The sequence below is a fragment of the Nocardia sp. NPDC088792 genome, assembly GCF_044750615.1.
Lineage (GTDB): Bacteria > Actinomycetota > Actinomycetes > Mycobacteriales > Mycobacteriaceae > Nocardia.
Window position 1 is genome coordinate 626,754 of record NZ_JBIVKC010000002.1, and the last position, 23,493, is coordinate 650,246.

The window sequence follows — 23,493 nt, forward strand, 5'->3', positions numbered from 1 at the left end:
CGCAGTAGCTATCGAAATCGTAGGGATTGGATTCAGCAGCGTCATGCTCAAGGGCTTCAAAGACTTCCTGATGAGGGGCAATGTCATCGATCTCGCGGTCGCGGTGGTCATGGGCACCGCCTTCACCGCGATCGTCACCTCGGTGACCAAGGGCATGATCGAACCGCTGCTCGCGCTACTCGGGGGAAACAAGCAGTACGGTCTGGGTTTTCAGATCATCGCCGACAAGCCGTCCACCTTCATCGCGCTCGGGCCGATCATCAGTGCGGGCATCAACTTCGTCTGCGTCGCGGCGGTCCTCTACTTCGTGCTCATTCTGCCGATGAACCACCTCAAGTCCCGGCTGCTCAAGCCCACCGCGGTCAAGGCCGACCCCACCGAGCTGGAGCTGCTCACCGAGATTCGCGACCTGCTGGCCAAGCAGACCGCGGACAAGTAACCCCGCGCTATCGTTCTTAACCAGAGTGTTGCTGTCCATCTGATGAGCACTGTGCATCTGGAACGACCAGTCGAGGAGGCGGGAAACCGTGGGCCGCATCCCGCACCGGCAACAGTCCGACGATCGGCCCGAGCTGCACGCACCCGCGCCCGCCAGCCGGTGGGCCATGCTCGCGGTGTTGTGCGCGAGCCTGCTCCTGGTGGCGATGGACGCGACGATCCTTAATGTCGCGCTGCCCTCGCTCATCGATCACATGGAACCCAGCCCCATGGAACAACTCTGGATCGTGGACCTCTACGGGCTGGTACTGGGCGGGCTGCTCATCACCTGCGGGGCCATCGGTGACCGGTTCGGCCGCAAGCGATTGTTCATCGCGGGCTTCGTACTCTTCGGCCTGGCCTCGGTGGTCGCGGCCACCGCGCACACTCCGGCGCAGTTGATCGCGGGCCGGGCCCTGCTGGGTGTGGGCGGCGCCATGGTGATGCCGTCCACCCTCTCGCTCATCCGCAATATCTTCACCGACGACCGCGAGCGCACCACGGCCATCGGTATCTGGGCGGCGGTGGCCGGTGCGGGCGCGGCGATCGGCCCGCTGGTCGGCGGTCAGCTGGTGGAGGCGTTCGGCTGGTCGGCGGCCTTCTGGCTGAATGTGCCGGTGGTCGTGGTGACGGTGATCGCCGGGCTGTGGCTGCTGCCGGAGTACCGGGCGCCGCAGCACGGCCGGCTGGACTGGTTCAGCGCGGTGCTGTCCGTACTGGGCGTCGTGGCGCTGGCCTGGGGCATCAAGCATGTGGCCAAGGGCAATCCGGCGGTGCTCGACTGGGTGATCCTGGTAGCCTCGGCAGTCCTGCTGGGGCTCTTCGCCTATCGCCAGTCGCGGTCGGCGGACCCGCTGCTGGATGTGCGGCTGTTCCGCAATCGCGCCTTCACCGCGGCGGCGCTGGCGACCCTGCTGGCCATGCTCGCCATCGGCGCCGCCCTGTTCCTGATCTCACTGTGGCTGCAATACATTCACGGCTATTCGCCGTCGGAGGCGGGCGTGCGCACGCTGCCCGCCGCCATCGCCACCCTGCTCGGCGCGCTGGCCACGCCGTGGCTCATGGAGCGGGTGGGCGTGCGCGTGCTCATGGGCTTCGGATTGGGCGCGCTGACAGTGGGTTTCGTAGTGCTGGCCGCGGTCCCGGACACCACCTACCCACTGGTCGCGATGATCCTGGCCTGCCTCGGCCTCGGCGACGGGCTCGCGATCACCACCGCGGCCGCGGTGCTGGTATCGGCGGTGCCGGCAGAACGGGCCGGGCAGGCGGGCGCGGTCGAGGAGACCAACTACGAACTCGGCATCGGCTTGGGCGTCGCACTGCTGGGCAGTATTCACGGCCGGCTGTTCACCGGCCACATGACCGGGCTCCCGTTACAGGGCGCCGACCTCGAGGATGCGCGGGGATCCGTCGGCGGCGCCGCCTACGTCGCGCACCACATCGGCGGCCCCACCGGCGACGAGGTGCTCCGGATCGCCCAGCACGCCTACGATTCCGCGCTGACCACCACCTCGTGGATCTCGGCCGGACTGGTGGGCACGGTCGCGGTGCTGACGGTGGTGCTGGTGCCGCGCGGCTTCAAGGCCACAGCCGCGCACTGACTCCCGTCGTACGCTGCTCACGACTCCCGTTCGTGCCATCCCGGGCCTGCTCATTCGACTTCGATGAGGACCTCGCGGTCGACCACGCGCTGCGCTACCTGCATGAGCGAAAGGCCGTGCGCGAAGGCGTATCCGCGCAGGCAGGCATAGGCGTCGCCGAGCTCGATGCCGAGCCGGGCGCTGGTCATGCCGGCCGCCTGATGGATGCGCCGCGCGGACGGGGGCTGCGCCCACTGCTGGGCCACGTCCCCGGCGGCCAGCACCAGGCTGGCGGTCACCAGGTCGGCGACGTGCAGCGCGGTCGCGATGAATCGCGGACCGTTGCGGCCCACCGTATCGCGGTACAGGTCCACCGAGCCGAGCCGGATTCCGCCCAGCCGCAAGGGCACCGCCAGCATGGAACCGGAGACCCCGGCGCCGGACAGGGCCTCGGCGAAGCCCGGCCAGCGCTCGCAGTCCACGCTGAGATCGATGACCGATACCGGCACCCCGAACGCCACCGCCGACAGCGCGGGGCCCTCCCCCGCCGTCGCCTGTGCGCTTTCCACCAGATCGGCGAAATCGTCACTGGCACACCAGGGCTGGAGGCCCGCCTCACCGTCCTCGAGGACGATGGCGCACCGCCGCACCGGTAGCACTCGCACACATGCCGCACACACCGCGGGCAGACCGCCGCCCGCCTCACGCACCTCGAGCAGGAACTGCCCGGTCAACTGATCGAACTGTGACGTACCCATTGCGCTGAACCGCCCCACACTCATCGCCCTGTGATGAGGTATTCGATGCCCCGGCCCCATCCTGCCGTCACAGCACGGCAACGAAAAGGGCCGAAAGTCACTGGGCGAGTGAGCTACTCCACCACCGCCGTTTCGGTCCGATGCGGCACGCCCAGCCGGTAGAGACCGCGCAGATCGTAGGCGTGGGTGACGACGAAGCCCAGCAGCAGGCCGACGGCCAGACCGAACAGGGTCATCCAGAGGCCGTGTCCGAGGCCCGATTCCAGATGCCCGTCGAAGAACAGCAGGGCACGCACGGCCAGATAGATCTGGTGCATGGGCTCGAAGTCGGCCAGTCGCGCGATGAAACGCGGTGTCGCCTCGATGGGCACGGTGCCCGAGGACGACGGCAGGCCCAGCACCACGAACAAGACCATATTCACGATCAGGCCGACCGTGCCGAAGGCCGCGAGGATCGACAGGCCCGTGATGGATACGGCCGCGACGGCGAGCGCGCCGTAGAGGAACAAGGGCAGTTTCAGGTCGATGGGCATATCCAACAGCAGTGCGATGCCGAGGAATACGCCCGAGACCAGCGGCGCGGTGAGCGCGGCGATGCCCCATTTCACCAGCAGCGTGCGCCACCGGCTGATGGCCACCGGCGGCAGGTGGCGATACCACGGGCCGTATTCGGCGGGCACGTAACCGAGGACGTTGTCGATCATGGCGTGGATGAGCAGCGAGCTGCTGAAGCCCGCGAGCAGCAGGATCACGGTGTAGAAGAAGGCCGAAAGGCCCTGCCCCGTACCGCTGCCCAGCGGACGGTAGGGGGTGGTCACCACATCGATGGGCGTGGCCAGTTGCAGCCGCGCCGCGCCGACGAGTTCGGTGGGCGCCGCGCCGGGCGGCGGTTTCAGTTGCGCCTGCACCTGATCGGTGAGCTGCGCGCCGACGGTCGCATTGACCTGACCCAGCGCCTGATCGGTGATGCGCGACATGATCTGCGAGGCATAGGTGCCCGCACGCGGATTGGTTTCGACGGTGATGATCGGCTGCTCCACATCACCGGGCACCACCGCGGATGCGGCGAGGATGTTCAGCCGCTTGGTGAAATCGCCCGGAATGACAATGGCGCCGTAGGCGCGGCCTTCCTGCAGCCGGGTGTGCGCCTCGTTGATGCCGACCACGCTCAGATCGACCTTGTCGGACGGGATCTTCTGGGTCAGCGCCGCGGTGATCTGATCGCCGATGTTCACCGTCTTGCCGTTCACGACATCGCCGACGTCCTGGTTGACCAGGGCGATCGGGAAGTCGTGCAGGTTCTTCTCCGGGTCGGAGGTGTAACCGAGGTACATGGTGCCCAGCAGCGCCGCGAGCAGCGTGATGATCAGCATCGGGCCGATCCAGCCGCGCAGGGGTACGCGCGGTGTGTGCTCCGGCATCGCAGCGTGTTTCTGCACCGCAACGTCTTTCGCCATATCGCCTAATGTAGGCAGCGACAACAAAGTAGTCAACGCAAACATCGCCGAGTGTGTCCTATATCCTGCAATGACCATGTCGATTGCCAGACCGCGCTCCTATCACCACGGCGACCTGCGGGCCGAACTACTGCGCCGCGCCGAGGCCACCCTGCGCCGCTCCGGAGTCGACGGCTTATCCCTGCGGCAGCTGGCCCGCGACACCGGCGTCAGCCACGCCGCCCCGAGCCGCCACTTCCGCGATAAGCAGGCGCTGCTCGACGCGCTGGCCGTCGCGGGTTTCGACCGGCTCGGCGGCGCCTTCGAAAAGGCCGCCGCCAGCGGCACTTTCCTGGAGCGGCTGCACGCCATGGCCCGCACCTACCTGCGCTTCGCCATCGACAATCCGGCGCTGCTGGCCCTCATGTTCGCGCGCAAGCACCGGCAGACCCCGGATATCGAGGCGGCCGCCGCCCGCACCCTGGCCACCCCGTTCGACATGATCGCCGACGGTCAGGAGCGCGGCGAAGTGGTGGACGGCGACCCGCGCACCATCTGCCTGTCGGCCATGGCGGCGTTGCAGGGCCTGGCCACCTTCGTCGGCTCGGGCTTCGTCCCGCCCGAGGAAGCGGACGTACTCTTCGAGGAGACCGTCCGCCATCTGCTCGACGGTTTACGTCCCCGGCGCTGATCCGCAGGCGGGTGCCGCTACCTTTGGGTGCGTGATGTTCGAGGGCCGACAGTGACGATCGAGGGCAGGCAGTACGGCGGACGGGCCGTCGCCGAACGGAAAGCCGAACGACGGCAGCGCTTCCTGGACGCCGCCATCCGGATCTTCGGCGAACGCGGCTACGCCGATTGTTCGCTCGCCGACGTATGCGCCGCCGCGGGACTGTCCAAGCGTCAGTTCTACGAGGAGTTCGAGACCCGCGAGGACGTCCTGGTCGCCGCCTACGACCAGATCCAGGACCAGGCCGCGCTCACCCTCGCCGCGGCGCTGGCCGAGCTGGGCCCCGATCCCGATCCGACCACGACGGTCACCCATGCGCTGACCGCCTACCTGGGCTCGCTCGGTTCCGATCCGCATCGGGCCAAGGTGGCCTTCGTCGAGGTGGTCGGCGTCAGCGAACGGATGGAACGGCATCGCCGGGCCCGCCGCCACGCCTGGGCCGACACCATCTCCTCGGCCATCGAACCGCTGGCCGGTCCGGGCGCCCACACCCGCGGCACCCCGGGCCTCGCCGGCAGCGCGCTGATCGGCGCGATCAACGGGCTGGCGCACGAGTGGCTGCTCTCCGATCCCCGGCCGCCGGTGGCGGACCTGGTGGATGTGCTCGTCCCCATGGCCGTTTCGCTGATCGTGCGGGACTGATTCGCCGAATCGATCCAGCCGTCGCCGCCTACATCAACTGTCGCATGAAGTAGGTGTACTCGAGGGCGCTGGTGTGCGCCTTCTCGTCATTGTTCGCACCCGAGCCGTGGCCGCCCTCCGTCTGCTCGTAGAAGTAGTAGGGATCGCCGTACTCCGCTAGTCGGGCGGCGAACTTGCGGGCATGCTGCGGGCCGACGCGATCGTCCTTGGTGGTGGTCCAGATGAACGGCTCCGGATACTTCCCGCCCTTCTTCAATTGCGCGTAGGGCGAGATGGATTCGAGGAAGGCCCGCTCGCCGGGATTCGACATCGACCCGTACTCGCCCACCCAGGACGCGCCCGCCTCGATCTGCTCGTACCGTTCCATGTCCAGCAGCGGTATCTGAATGTCCACGGCATTGAACAGTTCCGGATGCTGGGTGAACTGCACGCCCATGAGCAGACCGCCATTGGACCCGCCGGCAATGCCCAGATGCCGTGGCGTGGTGATATTGCGGTCGATCAGATCCTTCGCCACGGCGGTGAAGTCGTCGAACGCCCGCTGCCGCTCGGTCTTCAGTGCCGCGTCGTGCCAGGCCGGGCCGTACTCGCCGCCACCGCGGATATTCGCGATGACGTACACGCCGCCGTGTTCCAGCCAATCCTTACCGCGCAGCCCGTCGTAGCCGGGTGTGAGCGAGATGCCGAAGCCACCGTAGCCATTGACGATCGTTGGATTACTGCCGTCGTACTTCATATCCGCGGCATGGATGACGAAGTACGGCACCTTGGTACCGTCCGGCGAGGTGGCCTTCGCCTGCTCGACCACGAAGCGCGACGAATCGAAGCGTGCCGGTGCGGATTTCACCACGGCGAGCGCACCGGTCACCGCGTTCAGGCGCCAGAGGGTCGAGGGCGTGACCGGGGAGTTGACCGAGAGGTAGGCCGTATCCCCGTGGGAATCGGCGTCCACCGCGGCCACGGTCGCATTGTCGGGCAGCGGGACCGGTGTGCTCGACCAGCTCCCGTCGGGCTTCACGGTGTAGACCGCCGCGCGGCCGCGGACGTCGTACAGCGAGGTCACCACCACCCGGTCACGAGTGACCAGCACCTGCTGCAGGGTCTCCTGCGGCCCGGGGGCGTAGACCAGGGTGGGCTTCGGATGCGCGGGATCGGCGGTCAGTTCGTCGGCATTCAGCGAAACCAGCGCTCCCACTGGGAAAGTCGTGCCGCCGGCGGACCAGTCCTGCTGCAGCGACACCAGCACCTTGCCGCCGACCATCCCGTCCACTTCGGACTTCGCGGGCAAGGCCAGCGGGACCGGCTGCGCGCCGGTCAGCAGGCTGTACTCGGTATCGAAGAAGGACGGCTTGCGCGCCAGCACATTCAGCCGCCGGCCGGTGCCGTCATCGAGCAGGAAGGCCGCAGTGGCGAGCCCGTCGGACTGCCGGCCGCGCAGCACTTCCTGCGCCTGATCCAGCGGTTGCCCGCGATGCCAGCGCTTCACCACATACGGGTAGCCCGACGCGGTCTTCTCCCCCGGCTGCCATTCCCGCGAGACCAGCAGCGTATCGGCGTCCACCCAGGACACTTCCTGTTTGCCGCGGTCCAGCGTGAACCCGCCGTCCACGAACTTCCCCGTGGTGCGGTCGAATTCGCGCACGGTGACGGCATCCTCACCGCCGTCGGACAGCGATACCAGGCAGTGCCGGTACGTGACGGGATCGCAGTTCATGCCCTCCCACACCCAGTTCCGGCCCTCGGCCTTCGCGACCGCGTCCAGATCCAGCACGGTCCGCCACTGTGGTTGCGGTGCTTCGTAATCCGCGACCGTGGTCTCCCGCCAGATACCGCGCGGATGGTCGGCATCCTGCCAGAAGTTGCCGATCACGCCGTCGATAGAGGTCGGCACGGCCAGCCGATCCGGCGCATTCCCCAGCGCCGTCGCCTGGGCCAGATTGTCCGCGTAGCGCGGATCCTGCTGCAGCACGTTCAGTGTCTTGGTGTTCTCCGCCGACACCCAGGTCTGCACCCGTGGACTGTCGACCGTCTCGAGCCACAGATACGGATCACCCCCGCCGCTCGACCCGCCGCAGGCCGCGATCACCCCCGCCGCCAGCGTCAGCGCGGCCATCCGCAAGCCGATCCTGCTCCGACCCATGATTCCCCCGCTCGTGATCATTTCCCCGTGTTGATCAAGACCTCTCCAGCACATTACCGCCGGGCACCGACGAAATCCGCCGGAATATGTCGGTGCCCGGCGGCAAGATCGAAGCCATGACCGACGCGGACCCGCCACGACCGGTGAATCCCGATGCCACCGCGGCCTTGCGGGCCTTCCTGCGCCGCCGCAGGGCCGCCATCGAACCCGTGCTCATCGCCGCCGAGGTGGAGGGGCTGGGACCATTGGCCGCGGCCGCGCGGACATATCTCGACGCGCCGCAGGCGCCCGCCGTTCCCGAGGGCGCGGCGGCCGTCTACGCGCTCGCCCTGTTCACCAGCGCCACCGTCACTTTCGACACGGCCCGCGAGCGCGAGTTCGCCGAGCGGTTCGCGGACAGCTGGATTCTCGAGCACGGCCACGCCTTCGCCGCGGCGGCCACGGTGTGGCGGTACGCCATCCGGATCTCGCAGCACAATCCATTGCGTGGCCGCCGGACCGCCCGGCTCGAGGTCATCGCGCCCGGACACCCGGGTTCGCTCGCCGATGATCAGCTGGCACGACGGGTGCGAGCCCTGCTGGCGATCGCACCGTCCGACGATTATCAGGCGGCGGTGCAACAGCTTTCGGCCCTGTCCACCGATCCGGCGACGGCTTGGGCCGGACCGATCGTCGCGGCTCTACTGCCGCAACCGGGCGTCGCCGACTCCGCCGCGACCTCGGCGCAAGAGCCGAAATCCGTGACCACGGACCAGATTCGACGGCTCGAGGCGGCCATGGTGGACGGCCGCCGCTGGCGCGCCGATACCCACCGCACCCTGATCATCGAGCACCCGGGGCTCGGGGACCTCGCGCGGCAGCTGGTCTGGGCGATCTTCGAACCCGGCGGCAGCGTCACCGGTTCCTTCCAGGTGACGGCGGACGGCACGCTCACCGACGCCGGCGGCGCGCAGCTCGATCCAGTCGGCGACATGCTGATCGGCGTCGCCCATCCCCTGCACCTGGCCGATGATCTCGGCCGATGGCAGGACGTGTTCGCGGATCACGCACTGCGGCAGCCATTTCAGCAGCTGCGACGCAGCACGCACCGGTTCACGCCCGACGAGGCGGACTCGAATCGGTTGCCGCGCTTCACGGATCGGCAGGTGCGGACCGATCGGATCTTCGGCCTGCAGCAGCGCGGCTGGGAGATCGCGCACACCGTGCTGTCCCGCCGGGTCGGCGGCCGACACGAGGTGACCGTCACGCTGGATCCCGGCCTCGAGGGCGGCTACCGCTACCAGCCCGCCGAACAACGCATTGCCGCCGTCGAACTGCACGGCGGCACGTTCGGTGTCCTCGATCCGGTCACCGCCTCCGAACTACTACGTCAGCTGGAGCGGCTGGCCGCGTGATGCCCGGCCCGGCGGCCGAAGAACGAGCCCGCGCCGAGCTGGGTGCCGCTGGCATAGCCCTTGCCGTCCTGGGCCAGCGTGGACGAGGTCGCCCCGGCGGCATAGAGGCCCGGAATCGGTGACCCGTTGTCGCGCAGCACTTCTCCGTCGACGGAAGTCCGCAGTCCACCGAGGGTGAAGCCGGCGTAGAGCGCCTTGCCCAGCGTCAGATCGAACGCACCCCACGGGCCCTTGTCCTGCGGCGCCAGCCATTCCGCGCCCTTGTGGAAGTCCGGGTCCGTCCCCTGGGCGGCATTGGCGTTGTAGTTGTCGAGCGTGGATTGCAGTGTCTCGTAGGGAACTCCGAGCCCGGCAGCCATCTCCTCGACCGTCTCCCAGCCGTCGATGAAGGGCGCCAGCGGGAAGACGGGACGTTCCATATGCTCCGAGTCCACGATCAGGTACGCGGCCGCGCCGGGCTGATCGAGCACGAAGGCGGAGGTGCGTGCGTGATAGGAGTCCTCGGCGACGAACCGTTCCCCCTTGCGGTTCACCACGATTCCCGTCAGCAGCTGCGCGGGCGGATATACGGGCGCGGTCACGAAGGCCTGATCCATGTTCCGCGTGGCGCCGCCCGCCGAGACGCCGAGCCGGATGCCGAGCCCGTCGTCATAGGTGGTGCCGAGCACGAACGGCTTCTCGGCCAGCCACGGTACGTGCGCGGCGACCATCTCGGAGTTCATGACGAAACCACCGGCGGCGAGTACCACCGACTTCGCCTTGACGGCACCGGTTTCCCCGGGTTTGCGCCAGGTCACGCCCGCTACCGCGCCATCCGCGTCGAGCACGAGGTTGGTCACGCCGGTCTCGTAGCGGACCTCGACGCCGAGTGCGGCGGCCCGCTTCACCAGCAGTTCGATCACCAGCGCCGCGCCCTGCGTATCGCCGGGCACCGGCACCTTGTGCCCGCGCGGTGCGGGCACGGCCTGCTCGCGGTACGGCCACACCTTCTCGTTGCCGGTGTACATCAGCCCCTGGGTGCCGGGCTGGATGACGGCCTTCTCGGGGTAGTAGCTGCGTTCGAACTCGAAGCCGAGCTGTTCCAGCCAATCGAAGTGCGCGACACTGCCTTCGGCGTAGGCGCGAATCTTGTCCGGTTCCGGATCGCGCGACACCGAGAGCAGGTACTTGTACATCTCCTCGGCCGAATCGGTGTGCCCGGTCGCCTGCTGTACCGCGGTGCCGCCGCCGAGGTAGAAGTGCCCGCCGGCGAGTGCGGTGGTGCCGCCCGCCACCGCGGCCCGCTCCAGTACCAGGACGCGGGCGCCCCGGGTGGCGGCCGCCACGGCCGCGCAGCCGCCCGCGATGCCGAATCCGGCCACCACCACGTCGAATTCGGCATCCCACGCGGTAATGGCCGCCGCGGCAATGACTTCGGGTATGTCGGCTGTGCTCACTGCATATCCTTCTTCAACTGGTCGAAAAGCACTCGCATATGCGGTCCGATCTCCACCAGCTCGAGGAAGGGCACGCCCGCCGCCGCACCGTCCAGGTAGGCGAAGCGCAGCTGACCACCGATATTGCCGTCCTGCACGACGTCGATGCCCTGGGCCGCGGCCTCGCGCAGCGCGGCGTCGTAGTCGTCGGGCTCCAGGCAGATGTGATGCAACCCGGGTCCGCTGCGCTCCAGGAATTCGGTGTAGATCGAGACGCCGCTGACGGGCTGGATCAGTTCGAGCTGCATATCGCCGCGGTAGGACAAGGAGACGTGCGCGGTGTGATCCGCGGGTTCGCCTCGGTAGGTGGAGGTTTCGGGTCCGAAGTGGACGTCCGGCATGCGCGCCCATTTGCGCGCTCCGAGCAGGGTGCCCAGGAATTCCTCGGCTGCCGCGATGTCCTCGACTACCCAGGCGATCTGCATGACGGGCCCCTCGGTCACACTCATACCCGCAGTTAATCACACGTGCTTAATTTGGCAACCCCTCTTCGAGCCGCGCATTGCCCGCCAGGTTCAGCGACTTGCGGGCCCACCTGATGGTCCGGCCGGTGATCAGGAAGAGCACACCGAACGTACCGACCATGAGCACGGTGGACAGCCAGGCCATGGTGTGCACCGGCAGCTGGTAGGCCAGCACCACCCGGACCCCGGCCTCGGCCAGCAGACCGACACCCCAGACGGAGGCCAGCGCCAGGTGGATCTTCCGCACCGCGGGAACGGTCCGGTAGGACTCCGCCATGGCGGCCGCCTTGGCCGGATCCGAGCTCGCGAAGGCCTTGAGGGCCGCCGCGTAGGTCAGCGGCTTACCGATCAGCGCACTGCCCAGGAAGGCCAGGCCGATGGCCGCGGTGCTGATCGAATCACGGACGATCATCAGCCGCGCGTCCCCGCTGATGAACGAGGCGACCAGTCCGAATGCGAAGCCCACCAGGATAATCGCCGACAGCGCGTCGATGCGCCGCGCCTTGATCACCTGGTAGATCACCATCGCGCCGGAGACCAGCGCACCGGCCAGCAGGGCGGCAAAATCCGAGTACCCCGCCCAATGCAAGGCGAAGTAAGCGGCGAGCGGAACCGCGACATCCCGCGCCGTCGGGGCCAGCAGTCGCAGCATGTTCGTCCGCCCCGGTGCTGCGGCGGGAGTGCTCTGGCCGGTCGTGCCGGTGCTGTTGGCGGTCATTTCGGCAACTCCTGTTGGTTCGTGATCCGACTGTGCGCTACAGGAAATGACGTTACGGACGCGCAGACCGCACCGACTCTGCCAACCATCACCTCCTCGCCATGACAACTGTCATGCGGCGGCGGGTCGCCGCCGGCTCAGGCGACGCGCTCCACCGCCACATCGGTGGTCGCCATCTCGAAGACCGATTCGGCCAGCTCGTCCGGCGATACCCGCATGATAGGGCCGATCTCGACGTCGCCGAAGTGACCGGAATCGAAGAGCGCTGCGGCTGCACTGCGTTCGACCATGCGCGGCAGCATGGCGCGCAGTAGCCGAATCGGCGTGAGCAGATTGAGTGGCAGCCAGGTCGCCAAGGTGTCGGCATCGAGGGACAGCGCCCCGACGTGAATCCCACCGATATCGGCCTGCTGCTGTGGTCGGTGGTACGCGCCACCGAACCCATTCGCGCGACAGCACCGGGTGTCTGGCGCCGTCACCTCGCCATTCTGCTGGACGGCCTGCGCACCGAGGCGGCCCATCCACTGCCGGGCGCACCGCTCGACCCGGCGCAGGTGCGCGCGGCCATGACGCTCTGAGGCGCAATCATTGTCCGGCGGCTGCGATTACACGCGAACCGGGGCTGCGGCGGCGGCTTCCAGGTTGGCGCCCTTGGTTTCCGGTGCGCCCCAGAGGCAGATCAGGAAGCCGAGCGCGGTGAGCGCCGCCGCCGACAGGAAGGTCGGTCCCATGCCGAGGTGATCGAGCGACCACGGCAGCAGGTAGGTACCGAGCGCCGCGCCCACGCGGCTGATCGAGGTGGCGAAACCGACTGCGGTGGCCCGAATGTGGGTGGGGAACAACTCGTTCGGGTAGGTCCAGTCCAGCACATTGGGACCACCGCAGAAGAACGCGTACAGCAAAAGCATCAGGAAGGCGAGCAGTGCCGGCATGCTCGGCCAGATGCCGATGAACAGCACCGGCACGATCATCAGGCCGAAACACCAGACGATGGTGGGGCGGCGGCCGACGGTATCGATGAGCCGCATGGCCGGCAGGCAGCCGAGCAGGAACACCAGGCTGATGAGCGCGGTGCCGAGGGTGTCCATCCAGGTGCCCGCGGGCATGCCGAAGGCGGACAGGATCTGCGGGCCGAAGGTCAGCATGGCGAACAGCACCGCGACCTGGCACAGGAAGAAGCCGCTGCAGAACAAGGTCCGCTTGCGGTATTGCGGCCGGAACAACTCCCGCAATGAGCCGTGCCGCACCGGTTCCGCCGCCTCTCCGCCCTCGATCAGATCCGCCGGATCGACTCGTACGTGCAGATATTTCTCGATCATCCCGGCGGCCTTGTCGGCCTTGCCGTGCTGGGCCAGCCAGCGCGGCGATTCGGGGGCCGTGCTCTGCCGGATGATCAGGAAGAACGCGCACAACACCGCGCCGGAGGCCAATTGCCAGCGCCAGCTGCCGTTCCCGCCGAAATGCAGGAAGAGATAGCCGACCACGTACGCCAGCACCGAGCCCGCGTACCAGGCGACGATCTGGAATCCGAGTAGCTTGCCGCGCTGCTTGACCGGCAGCCACTCCCCCAGCAATGAAGTGGCGATCGGGTAGTCGGCGGAGACGGCCATGCCGAGCACGAACCGCAGAACCACGATGAGCCAGACGGATTCGGTCCAGAAGGACAGGATCGAGCACACCATCATGACCACCAGGTCGAGGGTGTACATGACCTCGCGCCCGATCTTGTCGGTGAGGACACCGAACAGCGCGCCGCCGACGAACATGCCGATCAGCGCGGAAGCGCCGATGAGCTGCTTGTCGCCGGTGCTGAGATTCAGTTCCGGAGTCATGCCGATCAGCGCGGTGCCGACGATGCTGAGGATGTAGCCGTCCAGCAAGGGCCCGCCGGAGCAGGCGATGGCGAGGCGTTTGTGGAACCCGGTGAAGGGTGCGTCGTCGATGACGGTGCTCAAACGGCCTCCTCGGCGATCCGGCAATGCACCGGATCTCTAAAACAGCGAATTCATGGCAAACAACGCGAAGGTACCCGGATCCGAGAATTCGAAACCCGGCCGACACGCACACCCGGCCGATTCGACACCGAATCCAGCCATGCAAAGAGTCTTTGCAAACACCCTTTGCACGCAGTAGGCTGGCCGACATGGCCGATCAGCCTGTCCCCCAGCCGATTACCGACGTGGCCGCCCTGCGGCTGCTCGCCCACCCCCTGCGCCGCCGCATCGAGGAACATCTGCGCGCGGGCCCCGTCACCGCGACCACCCTCGCGCAAGCACTCGGTGAGAGCACCGGGCTCACCAGCTACCACCTGCGGCACATGGCCAAACACGGCTTCATCGAAGAAGTTCCGGAGTTGGCCACCGGCAAGGAACGCTGGTGGCGGGCCGTGCCCGGCGACCGCCGCTTCCCGCCGTACAGCGAGCAGACCCCCGAGATGTGGGCGGCCAGCTCGGAAATGAACCGGAACAACCTCGCCGAACTGGTCGAACTCTACGAAGACTTCGAGCGGCACGCCCCCGAACTCGGCGAGTGGGCCGACGCATTCCTGTTCTCCCGCGCCACGATTCGCGTCGACCCGGCGCGGCTCCGGGAGTTCTTCGAGGAGTACATCCAGCTCATCTACCGCTACAGCCCCGCCGGCGACGACAGCGGTGACAACCGGAAAGCCGTGCTGCTGCGGCTTTTCGGCTTCCCCGAAACCTGATTCCGTCCCGAAAGACAACTGAACATGCACAACACTCGATCGCTGTCCCGGAAAACCCTCGGATGGCTACCGCGCCTTGCCCTCACACTCCTGCTGGCACTTCTGATACTCGCCCCGCCGTTCCTGCCTGCCGGATCAGCCGACGCCGCACCCGCGCCCGGCGCCACGGATGTCACCTTCACCGGCGGCAACGGTCTTACACTGCACGGCACCGTCATTGCCCCCGCCGCACCGCATTCCGATACGCCGGGCATCGTCCTGGTCGGCGGTTCCGGACCGGGACCGCGCGCCGAATACCGGGCAGAGGCCGACGCTTTCGCCGCGGCCGGCATCACCACATTGATCTACGACAAACGCACCACCGGCTATTCACACACGCACCGCGACTTCTCCCTGCTCGCCGACGACGCCCTCGGCGCGGTCGAAAACCTGCGCCGCACACCGGGAGTGCGGGCGGATCAGGTCGGGTTGTGGGGTTTCAGTGAGGGCGGCTGGGTCGCGCCGCTGGCCGCCTCGCGCTCGGGCGATGTCGCTTTCCTGGTGACGCTCGGCGCGCCCGGCTTCACGCCGCTGCGCACCCAGACCTGGAGTCTGGCCGAAACGCTGCGCCACCGAGGCGATACCGGTCCGCTCGCGGGAGATGTCGCCGGACCGGCGGCCCGGCTGATCGGTGAGACCGGAGTGTTCCCCGAGGCCGCCTTCGATCCGCTGCCCGCCTTGCGCGCGCTGCGCATTCCGGTCCTGGCGCTGTGGGGCGACCACGATGTGCAGGTACCGCCCGCGGAAAGCGCTGCGGTGCTGCGTAACACGCTGACGGCATCGCCCTCGGTCACCATCCGGTTCATTACGGGCGGCGCACACGGTGGCCGCATGACCGGCGACGGCTTCGATCGCCTCGGCGTCGCACCTGATCCGGGCGCGCCACCCGGGGCCTTCGCGCCCGGTTATCTCGACACCATGACCACGTGGGTGAACCAGGTCGCCGCGGGCGCGCCGCCCGCCTCCACGGCGGATCGGCCACCCGTGCAGCACGTGTCGAGTATCGATCCGGGACACGGCTGGTGGACCTCGGCGCGCACTCAGTCGATCGTGCTCGCGGCGCTGGTCCTGGCGTTCCTCGGCTACCTGCTGATGTCCTTCGGCGACCGCCGATCGCGTATTGCTCGCTGGTCCGCCCGGCTGCTCGCGGTATCCGGCCTGATCTCCCTGGTGGCGACCGTGGGGTACGTGGAGTCGATCCTCGCCACCGACGCGCAGACCGTCGGCCCGATGGCTGCTTCCCGGCCGGTGGTGTGGCTGATCCTGCAGTTACTCGCCCTGATCACCGTCGCATTGCTGGCCGTCACCGCGACGTCCGCCGTGCGCGGGCGGGGCAGCGCGGCTGCGGTACCTCGAATCAGACTGGGCGTCTTGCTGATTGCCGTATGCGCATGGGTCGCCTGGGCGATCACCTGGGGTCTGTTCGCACTCTGAACGACCGCGGCCCGCCCGGAACTATCGTGCGACGCTCTGTGCTGGTTCCTCCGCTGCCACCGCACCGGCCTGCGCCTGCGAACGCGACAGCCCGACCGCCGTGACACACATGATCAGTACCGCGATACCGGTGATCACCAGCCCGAATCCGTGCGCCTGTAGTCGTTCGTCGAGGACCGTGCGCCCGAGGAAGGCGGCCACGAGCGGCTCGGCGATCATCACCGTCGGCAATGAAGCCGACAGCGGTCCCGCCTGGAAGGCGAGCTGCTGCAGATAGACGCCCGTGATACCCGCCGCCACCAGGGTCCAGGTCTGCCAGCTGGTCAGCACGTGACCGAAGCCGTGCTCGAACAGTCCGGAAACATAGGAGGTGAGCGCCGCGGCGACACCGTAGAGGGAACCGCTCGCCACACCGAGCAGCAGCGCCCGCGGCGCGGGCCCGCTGCGCAGTCCGGCGATGACGGCGGCCACGATCAGCACCAGCAGCACGCCCATGGGCACGATCCAATCGTGCAGCGGCGCGGTCGATTTGCCCTCGGTCGGATCGCCGATCACCACGAAGCAGGCCAGTCCCGCCGTGAGCGCGACGGCCATCCCCATCTCGCGCCCGGTGACCCGCCGCCCGTTGAGCCGGGCCGCCAGCGGCAGGGCGAACACCAGCGAGCTGACCAGGATGGGCTGTACCAGCAGTACGGCTCCCAGAGCCAGCGCCGCGACCTGCATGCCGTAGCCGCCCGCATCACCCACCAGACCGGCCCACCACCGCGGGTTCCGGACCAGCGCCCCGATCAGCGCATCCCCTTCGGCTACGGCCGCCGCTGCTCGCTGTTGGGCCACTGCCGCCACGGCGAAGAGCAGGGCCGCGATCAACGCGCAGATGATGGATGCCACTGGATGGTTCGACACGTCCACCAGTCTGCCCCACGCCTCCGACTTCCGATCCTGGCAGTCCGTTCCCAGGGAAAGGAAAAACCGCCCCCGAGAGGGCGGTTTCCGTTCCGCTGAGACTTTCGCGACTCGCGCCGTGTCTACATGGTGGGCAATTGCTCGCCCTGCACCAGTTCCATATCGAGCTCGATCTTCACGGTGGTGCCGACGGCGGCGATCCCGGCCCGGACGACGGCGTTGTAGTCGATCGCGAAATCCTCGCGGTGCAGCAGGGTTTCGGCGTGGAAGGCGGCGCGCACGCCACCCCACGGGTCGGGGCCGTAGCCGCCGTAGGTGACCGTGAGTTCGACCGGGCGGGTCTGGCCGTGCAGCACCAGTTCGCCCGGCATCACCCAGGTGTCGCCGCCGGTGCGGCGGAAACCGTTGCCGGTGAAGGTGATCAGCGGAAATCGCTCGACGTCGAGGAAGTCCGAGGAGCGCAGGTGGTCGTCGCGCATGCCGATGCCGGTATCGACGGTGGCCGCCTTGATCTCGGCGAATCCGCTGGACCGCTCGAAGACTCCGGAGATGTCGAGGCGGCCGCTCACCTCCGCGAATCGCGCCTTGATCCCGGCGATGCCGAGATGCCGGGCGGTGGCCTGGACCGTGGAGTGCATCGGGTCGATGGTCCACGGTCCGGGCGGCGGTAGCGCTATCGCGTCCGCTTCCCGTTCCAGCCGGATCTCACCGAGTGCGCCCACACCCGCCGCGGAGATGCGGATGACCCGCGCGACGGGCTGATGCCCGGGCGCGGTCACCACCGCGGTGTGCATGCCCGGGGGCAGCGGCGCGGTGGCCGCCATCCCCGTTTCGCCGGCCGCCGCGCGGGCGAGCTGGCGGCCGGTCATATCGGTGACGGTGAGCACCGCCCCCGGGACCGGCCAGCCTTCCGCGCTGCGGATCTCCGCGGTCAGGCCGTTCATGGCCGGTCCGTGAACTGTTCCACGCCGGTCGGTTCGGCGCCGGCCGCGTCCAGGTCGTAGCCGAGCTCGACGCTGTGCTCGACCTGGCCGCCGCTGACGGTCACCCGGCTGGCCACCGGCGGATATCCGCGAGCGACCACCGTGTAGCCGCCCTCGACGAGGTCGGTCAGCGTGTAGCGGCCGTCTTCGTCGGTGCGGGCGGTCCCGATCGGCGTCCCGGCCGCGTCGAGCACGGTGACGAGAGCGTCGGGCACCACCCGGCCGCCGGCGACGACCGTGCCGGACAGCATGGCCATGGCGGTCAGTTCGACGTCGTAGTGCAGCAGTCCGCTGTCCGGCACGACCAGCGTGGTGGCGAACGGCCGCATGTGCTCGGCCACCGCGACCAGCGTGTAGACCCCCGACACCACGCCGTTGCACACGTAGCCGCCGTCCACTCCGGTGACGGCCGCCCCGACGACCTCGCCGCGCGGATCGGTCAGTGTGATGGTGGCGCCCGGCAGCGGTTCCCCGTGCCCGGCGGTGCGCACGGTGCCGGACAGTTCACCCGAACCCTGCAGTGTGAGGTCCAGCTGCTGGGCGTGCCCGTCGACCTTGACGTTCACCGCGGACGGCATATGCCCGCCCGCCGACGCGATCAGCACATAGTGTCCGGCGGAAGGGGTCTCGATGCGGTATGCGCCACCGCCGTCACCGAGGGCGCGCGAAACCTGATGTCCGCGTTGATCGATGAGGGTCAGTGCGACACCGGAAACCGGCCGGCCGTCCTCCCGGCGGACATATCCGCCGATCGAGGGCCCGCCCAGCGCGCCGTCCAGCGCCGCGACGATCGCGCCCGGCTGGGCGGTAGTGCGTTGTGTGCCCTGGCCATTGGCGTGCTGCCCTTCGGCCACCGCGAACTGCGTGGTCTCGGCCGCACCGTTGGTCTCGGCGGCCCCGAGGTGACCGTTGGCGGCCGCATGCTGTCCGTTGCCGGCGTACCGCCCATTGGCAACCGCGACATGACCATTGGCCTCGTGGCGTCCCATCGCGGCGGCCGCCAAGACCGGTTCGGGCTGCGAGATCACCTGTGCGGCACCCTCCCACACCTGCTCGGCGCCCCATTCGGGATCGTCGGCCGGCTCATCGGTGAGGTCGACGGGCGCGCCTTCGGCGGCAGCAGCGGCGGCGGCAGCGGCGCCCGGGTCCTGCAACGGAATCTCCTTCATGAACGCGAGCACGATGCACGCCAGCAGCGCCACGCCTGCCGCGGCCCAGAACACGCCGTGCATGGAGTTGGTGAAGCCGATCAGGATGGGATCCCGCACCTGCGCCGGAAGCGCCTGGATACCAGCGGTATTGGATTGGATGCTGTCGAGCTTTCCGGCGCTGAATCCGGGCGGCAGATGACCGCCGAAGGCGTCGGTGATCTTGTGCGGCAGCAGGTTGAACAGGATGGTCAGGAAGACCGCGACACCCAGGGTGCCGCCGACCTGCCGGAAGAAGGTCGCCGCGGCGGTCGAGACACCCATATCCGAACGGGGACCGGCATTCTGGACCGCGATGATCAGGGTCTGCATGCAGCAACCCAGGCCGAGGCCGATGATGGCGCCCCAGACCAGCGGCTGCCACAGCGGGCTGTCGTAGTGCACGGTCGCGTACAGCGCACCACCGCAGGCGATGATGAAGGTGCCGATGACCGGCAGGATCTTGTACCGTCCGGTCCGCTTGGTGACCTGACCCGAGATCAGCGATCCGGCCATCAGGCCCGCCATCAGCGGCACCATCAGCAGACCCGCCTTGGTGGGCGAGAAGCCGCGCACGACCTGCATGTACAGCGGGACCATGGAGATCGCGCCGAACATGGCGATACCGACGATGAAGCCGCCGACGATGCAGACGGTGAAGGTCGAATTCCGGAACAGCCGCAAGGGAATCAGCGCGGCTTCCTTCATCAGGTATTCGATGAGGATGAACAGCCCGAGGCCGATGAGCCCGATGAGGTAGCAGAGGATCGCCTTGCCGGAGCCCCAGCCCCAGGTGCGGCCCTGTTCGGCGACGATCAGCAGCGGCACCACGCAGATGGCGAGTGCCACCGCGCCGCCCCAGTCGACCCGGACGTTCTGCCGCTGATGCGGCATGTTCAGCACCTTGGCGACGACGACCAGCGCGAGGATGCCGATCGGCACGTTGACCAGGAACACCCAGCGCCAGCCCTCGATACCCCACAGGTGGTCGAAGCCGGAGAACCAGCCGCCGAGGACCGGGCCGGCGACGGTGGCGATACCGAACACCATCATGAAGTAGCCCTGGTACCGCGAGCGTTCCCGCGGCGGGACGATGTCACCGATGATGGTCATGGCCAGCGACATCAGACCGCCCGCACCGAGACCCTGGAAGGCGCGGAACCCGGCCAGCTCGTACATCGAGGTGGAGAAGGTGCACGCCGCCGAGCCGATCACGAAGAGCGCGATGGCGGTGAGGTAGAAGTACTTTCGCCCGTAGATGTCGGCGAGTTTGCCGTACAGCGGGGTGCTGATCGTGGCGGTGATGAGGTAAGCCGTAGTGGCCCAGGCCTGCTGGTCGAAGCCGTGCAGGCTGTTGGCGATCTTCACGATCGCGACGCTCACGATGTTCTGGTCCAGCGCCGCGAGGAACATGCCGAGCAGCAGGCCGGACAGGATGGTGAGGATCTGCCGATGGGACAATCTCGGCGGTGCACCCGCCGCCGTGATCGGCGGCGCCTCGTTGGTCGCAGTTGTCATGTCTCGAAGCCTTATTTCGAATCGGTTGAAGCGGTGGTTCTTTCCATGCCGCTGACGAATCGGTCCAGCAGGCGGATGAGGTCCGCGCGATCGGCCGGTGGCCAGTCGGCGAACAGTTCCGCGAGCCAGAGAGTGCGTTGCCTCCGGTTCTCCGTGAAGATCCGCTCACCCTCCGCGGTTGCACGCAATACGCACGCGCGGCCGTCGATGGGGTCGGCGCCGCGTTCCACGAGACCGTGGCTCACCAGGCTGCGACTCTGCCGGCTGATGGTCGAGATCTCGGCGTGCAATGTTTCCGCGAGCTTCCCCGTGCGCTGCGGTCCGTCGTGGACCAGGCAGAAGAGCATGGAGTAGGCAAGCTGCTCGAGGCCTTCCGGCCCGTGCTTGATTACCCGATGCTTCGCCCGGCCGACGGCACGCAACAGCCGAACCAGTTGAGTACCGAACAGGTCGGCATCTTCGAGTTCGGTTGTGACACTGGGATCACGGGCTGCGGTGACCATGATCGATTCCTTTACGAACCATTTACTTAGCTCATACAACTACTTGCTGTTGCCAACTATACATGCGAGCCAGGTCGGATGCCATGGGCTTGCTGCACTCCCCTGTTACGGGGAGCGGATCAGCGCTGCGGCGGCGTAATCGCCTCCACCGTTTCGTCTTCCGGAGTTTCCTCGTCGGCCATGACGGCTTCACCACGCGCCACCATGCCGGCCTGATCGGACAGCGTCAGCTGCGGAATGAACAGGGACAGAATGAAGGCCAGGATCGCGCCCGGAATCAGATACCAGAATCCGGGCACGAGGGCGTGCACGTAGGCGCCCACGATCGCATCGTGCAGGCCGCTCGGCAGGTGTTTGACCACCGACGGAACCAGGCTGCCGGCCTGCAGGTGCGCACCCATGGCGTCCTGCCAATGATCCTTGAACGCGGAGGTGAGTCCCTCGGTCAGGCGGTGCGTGAAAATCGAGCCGAAGATCGCCACGCCGACGGCGCCGCCCATTTCGCGGAAGTAGTTGTTGGCACTGGTCGCGGTGCCGATCTGGTCCGCCGACACCGCGTTCTGCACCACCAGCACGATGATCTGCATGATCAGGCCCAGTCCCGCGCCCATGGCGAACAGCATGCCACCGATGACCCACATCGGAGTGCTCGCGTGCAGCGTGGTCAGCCACAGCATGGCGCCCACCAGGATCAGCGCGCCGAGCGGCGGATAGGCCCGGTACTTACCGGTTTTGGTGATCGCGGTCATCGAGGCGATGAGCGTACCCATCATGCCGATCATCATCGGGATCAGCAGCAGCCCCGACACCGCGGCCGAAGCGCCCGTGGCCATCTGCAGGTAGGTCGGCAGGAAACCGAGCGCCGCGAACATCACCAGACCGACCACCAGGCCGATCGCGGAGGTCAGCACGAAGGTGCGATTGCGGAACAGCCACAGCGGCAGCATCGGCTCCTCGGCCCGCGCCTCCACCATCACGAACGTCGCGACCACCACGACCAGCGCCGCGATCATCGCCAGGATCACCGCCGAACCCCACGCGTACTGCTTACCGCCCCAATCGGTGATGAGGATCAGCAGCGCGGTCGCCGACGACATCAGGATGACGCCGAGATAGTCGGGCTTGGTCTTCGGACGATGCGTCGGAATCGACAGGTAGCGGAAGGCGATCACCAGCGCCGCCAGCCCGATCGGCACATTCAGCCAGAAGCAGTAGCGCCAGCTGAGCGAATCGGAGAAGAAGCCGCCCAGCAGCGGACCGGCCACCGAGGTGATACCGAAGATCGCGCCCATCGGGGCCATGTACTTGCCGCGATCCTTCGCCGGCACCACATCGGCGATGATGGCCTGCGCCAGGATCATCAGACCGCCGCCGCCGACGCCCTGCAGCCCGCGGAACACCACGAACTCCCAGAATCCGGTGGCCGCGGCCGCGCCCACGGAGGCCGCGGTGAAGACGGCGATGGCGAACAGGAACAGCCAGCGACGGCCGAACAGGTCACCGAACTTGCCGTAGATCGGCATCACGATGGTGGTCGCCAGCAGGTATGACGTTGCGGTCCAAGCCATATTGGAGATGCCGCCGAGGTCGCCGACGATGGTCGGCATGGCGGTGCCCACGATGGTCTGATCGAGGCTGGCGAGGAACATGCCCGCGATGAGCGCGGAGAAGATCAGCCAGATTCGTTTCTGAGTAAGGACTATCGGAGCCGGCGGCGCTTCAGTCGTCGCGGTCATCACTTCTCCTGTCGGCAGGGTGGTGGAACAGCCGGGCGGCCATGACGGATTGTTCGTGCAGTGCGGTGGCCAGCGACCGGTCGGGATGCGCGGCCAGCGACATGGCGGCCCGCGTGGTGAGGGCCGACATGAGTCCCGCTGTCAGGGAAACGAATTCGGGTGTGGCTGCGGCGCCCAGGCGCGCTCTCAGCAGTTCCTGGAGCGCGGCCTCGTGCTTCACGCCCGCGGCGACGAAGCCGGCCAGTACCCGGGGTTCGGTCGTGATGAGCTGGGTGACGAGCGAGATACCCTCGCGTGCTTGCTCTTCGGGCTCGTACGAGGCGCTGTACAGCGCGACCAGATCCGCGAGCAGCACCCCGGTGGGTCCGCCCGTGACGAAGACTTCCCGCGACGGCGGCGTACCGATTTCGGTCACCGGACCGACCACGGCGTCCAGTTTCGTCTCGTAATAGTTGAAGAAGGTGCGCGGCGAGACCCCCACCGCTTTGGATACGTCATCGACGTTCATGGCGTCGAGCCCGCGCTCGACGGCCAGCCGTCGCGCGGCCATGCAGATCTCCAGCCGCGTCTGCTGCTTCTTCTGCTCCCGCCATCCGACGGGCGTCTCGCCCTGCTCCACTGGGGACATACAGAGAATTTAGCAGAATCTGCAATTTTTCAGGATCTGCA

22 protein-coding genes are annotated in these 23,493 nt (G+C 67.7%); 8 read left to right on the plus strand and 14 right to left on the minus strand.

Annotation, left to right across the window (positions count from 1 at the left end):
- The first annotated feature begins 43 nt into the window (after positions 1–43).
- Complete coding sequence (gene mscL, locus ACIP5Y_RS12110; RefSeq protein WP_400349810.1) at positions 44–439, plus strand: large conductance mechanosensitive channel protein MscL; 396 nt, start codon at positions 44–46, stop codon at positions 437–439.
- Positions 440–527: 88 nt separating this feature from the next.
- Positions 528–2,078, plus strand: a complete 1,551-nt coding sequence (locus ACIP5Y_RS12115; RefSeq protein ID WP_400349811.1) for an MFS transporter — start codon at positions 528–530, stop codon at positions 2,076–2,078.
- Between the two features lie 50 nt (positions 2,079–2,128).
- On the opposite strand, the gene ACIP5Y_RS12120 is transcribed toward ACIP5Y_RS12115, so the two are convergent.
- Positions 2,129–2,815: a GAF and ANTAR domain-containing protein gene (locus ACIP5Y_RS12120; protein ID WP_400349812.1), complete on the minus strand. Its 687-nt coding sequence runs from the start codon at positions 2,813–2,815 to the stop codon at positions 2,129–2,131.
- A 113-nt stretch (positions 2,816–2,928) separates the two neighbouring features.
- Positions 2,929–4,272 (minus strand): YhgE/Pip domain-containing protein, encoded by a 1,344-nt coding sequence (locus tag ACIP5Y_RS12125; RefSeq protein WP_400349813.1) that lies wholly within the window; start codon positions 4,270–4,272, stop codon positions 2,929–2,931.
- 76 nt (positions 4,273–4,348) lie between these two features.
- Between ACIP5Y_RS12125 and ACIP5Y_RS12130 the strand changes: the two genes are divergently transcribed.
- Both ACIP5Y_RS12130 and ACIP5Y_RS12135 read left to right on the plus strand, forming a co-directional pair.
- Positions 4,349–4,942, plus strand: a complete 594-nt coding sequence (locus ACIP5Y_RS12130; RefSeq protein WP_400349814.1) for a TetR/AcrR family transcriptional regulator — start codon at positions 4,349–4,351, stop codon at positions 4,940–4,942.
- A 51-nt stretch (positions 4,943–4,993) separates the two neighbouring features.
- Positions 4,994–5,623 (plus strand): TetR/AcrR family transcriptional regulator, encoded by a 630-nt coding sequence (locus ACIP5Y_RS12135; RefSeq protein WP_400349815.1) that lies wholly within the window; start codon positions 4,994–4,996, stop codon positions 5,621–5,623.
- A 28-nt stretch (positions 5,624–5,651) separates the two neighbouring features.
- Here the strand turns inward: ACIP5Y_RS12135 and ACIP5Y_RS12140 are convergent, their stop codons facing one another.
- Positions 5,652–7,763 carry a prolyl oligopeptidase family protein gene (locus tag ACIP5Y_RS12140; RefSeq protein WP_400349816.1) on the minus strand — a complete coding sequence of 704 codons (2,112 nt, stop codon included), beginning with the start codon at positions 7,761–7,763 and terminating at the stop codon, positions 5,652–5,654.
- Positions 7,764–7,879: 116 nt separating this feature from the next.
- Between ACIP5Y_RS12140 and ACIP5Y_RS12145 the strand changes: the two genes are divergently transcribed.
- Entirely contained in the window at positions 7,880–9,157 is a 1,278-nt protein-coding gene (locus ACIP5Y_RS12145; RefSeq protein WP_400349817.1) for a DUF4132 domain-containing protein, read from the plus strand.
- On the opposite strand, the gene ACIP5Y_RS12150 is transcribed toward ACIP5Y_RS12145, so the two are convergent.
- The 4 genes from ACIP5Y_RS12150 to ACIP5Y_RS12165 form a co-directional block, all read right to left on the minus strand.
- Entirely contained in the window at positions 9,133–10,593 is a 1,461-nt protein-coding gene (locus tag ACIP5Y_RS12150; RefSeq protein ID WP_400349818.1) for an FAD-binding protein, read from the minus strand. The genes ACIP5Y_RS12145 and ACIP5Y_RS12150 overlap by 25 nt on opposite strands.
- A complete protein-coding gene (locus ACIP5Y_RS12155; RefSeq protein WP_400349819.1) occupies positions 10,590–11,081 on the minus strand; it encodes a VOC family protein in 492 nt (163 codons plus the stop codon). Before ACIP5Y_RS12155 ends, ACIP5Y_RS12150 begins: the two co-directional genes overlap by 4 nt.
- A 22-nt stretch (positions 11,082–11,103) precedes the next feature.
- A complete protein-coding gene (locus tag ACIP5Y_RS12160) occupies positions 11,104–11,814 on the minus strand; it encodes a VC0807 family protein (protein ID WP_400349820.1) in 711 nt (236 codons plus the stop codon).
- Between the two features lie 137 nt (positions 11,815–11,951).
- Entirely contained in the window at positions 11,952–12,170 is a 219-nt protein-coding gene (locus ACIP5Y_RS12165) for a hypothetical protein (RefSeq protein ID WP_400349821.1), read from the minus strand.
- Between the two features lie 30 nt (positions 12,171–12,200).
- Here ACIP5Y_RS12165 and ACIP5Y_RS12170 point away from each other — a divergent pair, with 30 nt between their 5' ends.
- Positions 12,201–12,392 (plus strand): hypothetical protein, encoded by a 192-nt coding sequence (locus tag ACIP5Y_RS12170; RefSeq protein WP_400349822.1) that lies wholly within the window; start codon positions 12,201–12,203, stop codon positions 12,390–12,392.
- Between the two features lie 27 nt (positions 12,393–12,419).
- On the opposite strand, the gene ACIP5Y_RS12175 is transcribed toward ACIP5Y_RS12170, so the two are convergent.
- A complete protein-coding gene (locus ACIP5Y_RS12175; protein ID WP_400349823.1) occupies positions 12,420–13,769 on the minus strand; it encodes an MFS transporter in 1,350 nt (449 codons plus the stop codon).
- A gap of 188 nt (positions 13,770–13,957) precedes the next feature.
- Here ACIP5Y_RS12175 and ACIP5Y_RS12180 point away from each other — a divergent pair, with 188 nt between their 5' ends.
- Both ACIP5Y_RS12180 and ACIP5Y_RS12185 read left to right on the plus strand, forming a co-directional pair.
- Positions 13,958–14,518, plus strand: a complete 561-nt coding sequence (locus ACIP5Y_RS12180) for an ArsR/SmtB family transcription factor (protein WP_400349824.1) — start codon at positions 13,958–13,960, stop codon at positions 14,516–14,518.
- 24 nt (positions 14,519–14,542) lie between these two features.
- On the plus strand, positions 14,543–15,991 hold the full coding sequence (locus tag ACIP5Y_RS12185; protein WP_400349825.1) for an alpha/beta hydrolase family protein: 1,449 nt from the start codon (positions 14,543–14,545) through the stop codon (positions 15,989–15,991).
- Between the two features lie 21 nt (positions 15,992–16,012).
- Here the strand turns inward: ACIP5Y_RS12185 and ACIP5Y_RS12190 are convergent, their stop codons facing one another.
- The 6 genes from ACIP5Y_RS12190 to ACIP5Y_RS12215 form a co-directional block, all read right to left on the minus strand.
- Entirely contained in the window at positions 16,013–16,897 is an 885-nt protein-coding gene (locus ACIP5Y_RS12190) for a DMT family transporter (protein WP_400349826.1), read from the minus strand.
- 122 nt (positions 16,898–17,019) lie between these two features.
- Positions 17,020–17,841, minus strand: coding sequence for a YceI family protein (locus ACIP5Y_RS12195; RefSeq protein WP_400349827.1), 822 nt, complete (start codon positions 17,839–17,841; stop codon positions 17,020–17,022).
- Positions 17,838–20,585 (minus strand): MFS transporter, encoded by a 2,748-nt coding sequence (locus ACIP5Y_RS12200; protein WP_400349828.1) that lies wholly within the window; start codon positions 20,583–20,585, stop codon positions 17,838–17,840. The genes ACIP5Y_RS12195 and ACIP5Y_RS12200 overlap by 4 nt, the downstream gene beginning before the upstream one ends.
- Positions 20,586–20,596: 11 nt before the next feature.
- The gene (locus ACIP5Y_RS12205) at positions 20,597–21,088 is read right to left on the minus strand and encodes a MarR family winged helix-turn-helix transcriptional regulator (RefSeq protein WP_400349829.1); all 492 of its coding nucleotides are present in this window, start codon (positions 21,086–21,088) and stop codon (positions 20,597–20,599) included.
- A 119-nt stretch (positions 21,089–21,207) separates the two neighbouring features.
- Complete coding sequence (locus tag ACIP5Y_RS12210) at positions 21,208–22,824, minus strand: MDR family MFS transporter (RefSeq protein ID WP_400349830.1); 1,617 nt, start codon at positions 22,822–22,824, stop codon at positions 21,208–21,210.
- Positions 22,808–23,452, minus strand: a complete 645-nt coding sequence (locus ACIP5Y_RS12215; RefSeq protein ID WP_400349831.1) for a TetR family transcriptional regulator — start codon at positions 23,450–23,452, stop codon at positions 22,808–22,810. The genes ACIP5Y_RS12210 and ACIP5Y_RS12215 overlap by 17 nt, the downstream gene beginning before the upstream one ends.
- Between the last annotated feature and the right edge of the window lie 41 nt (positions 23,453–23,493).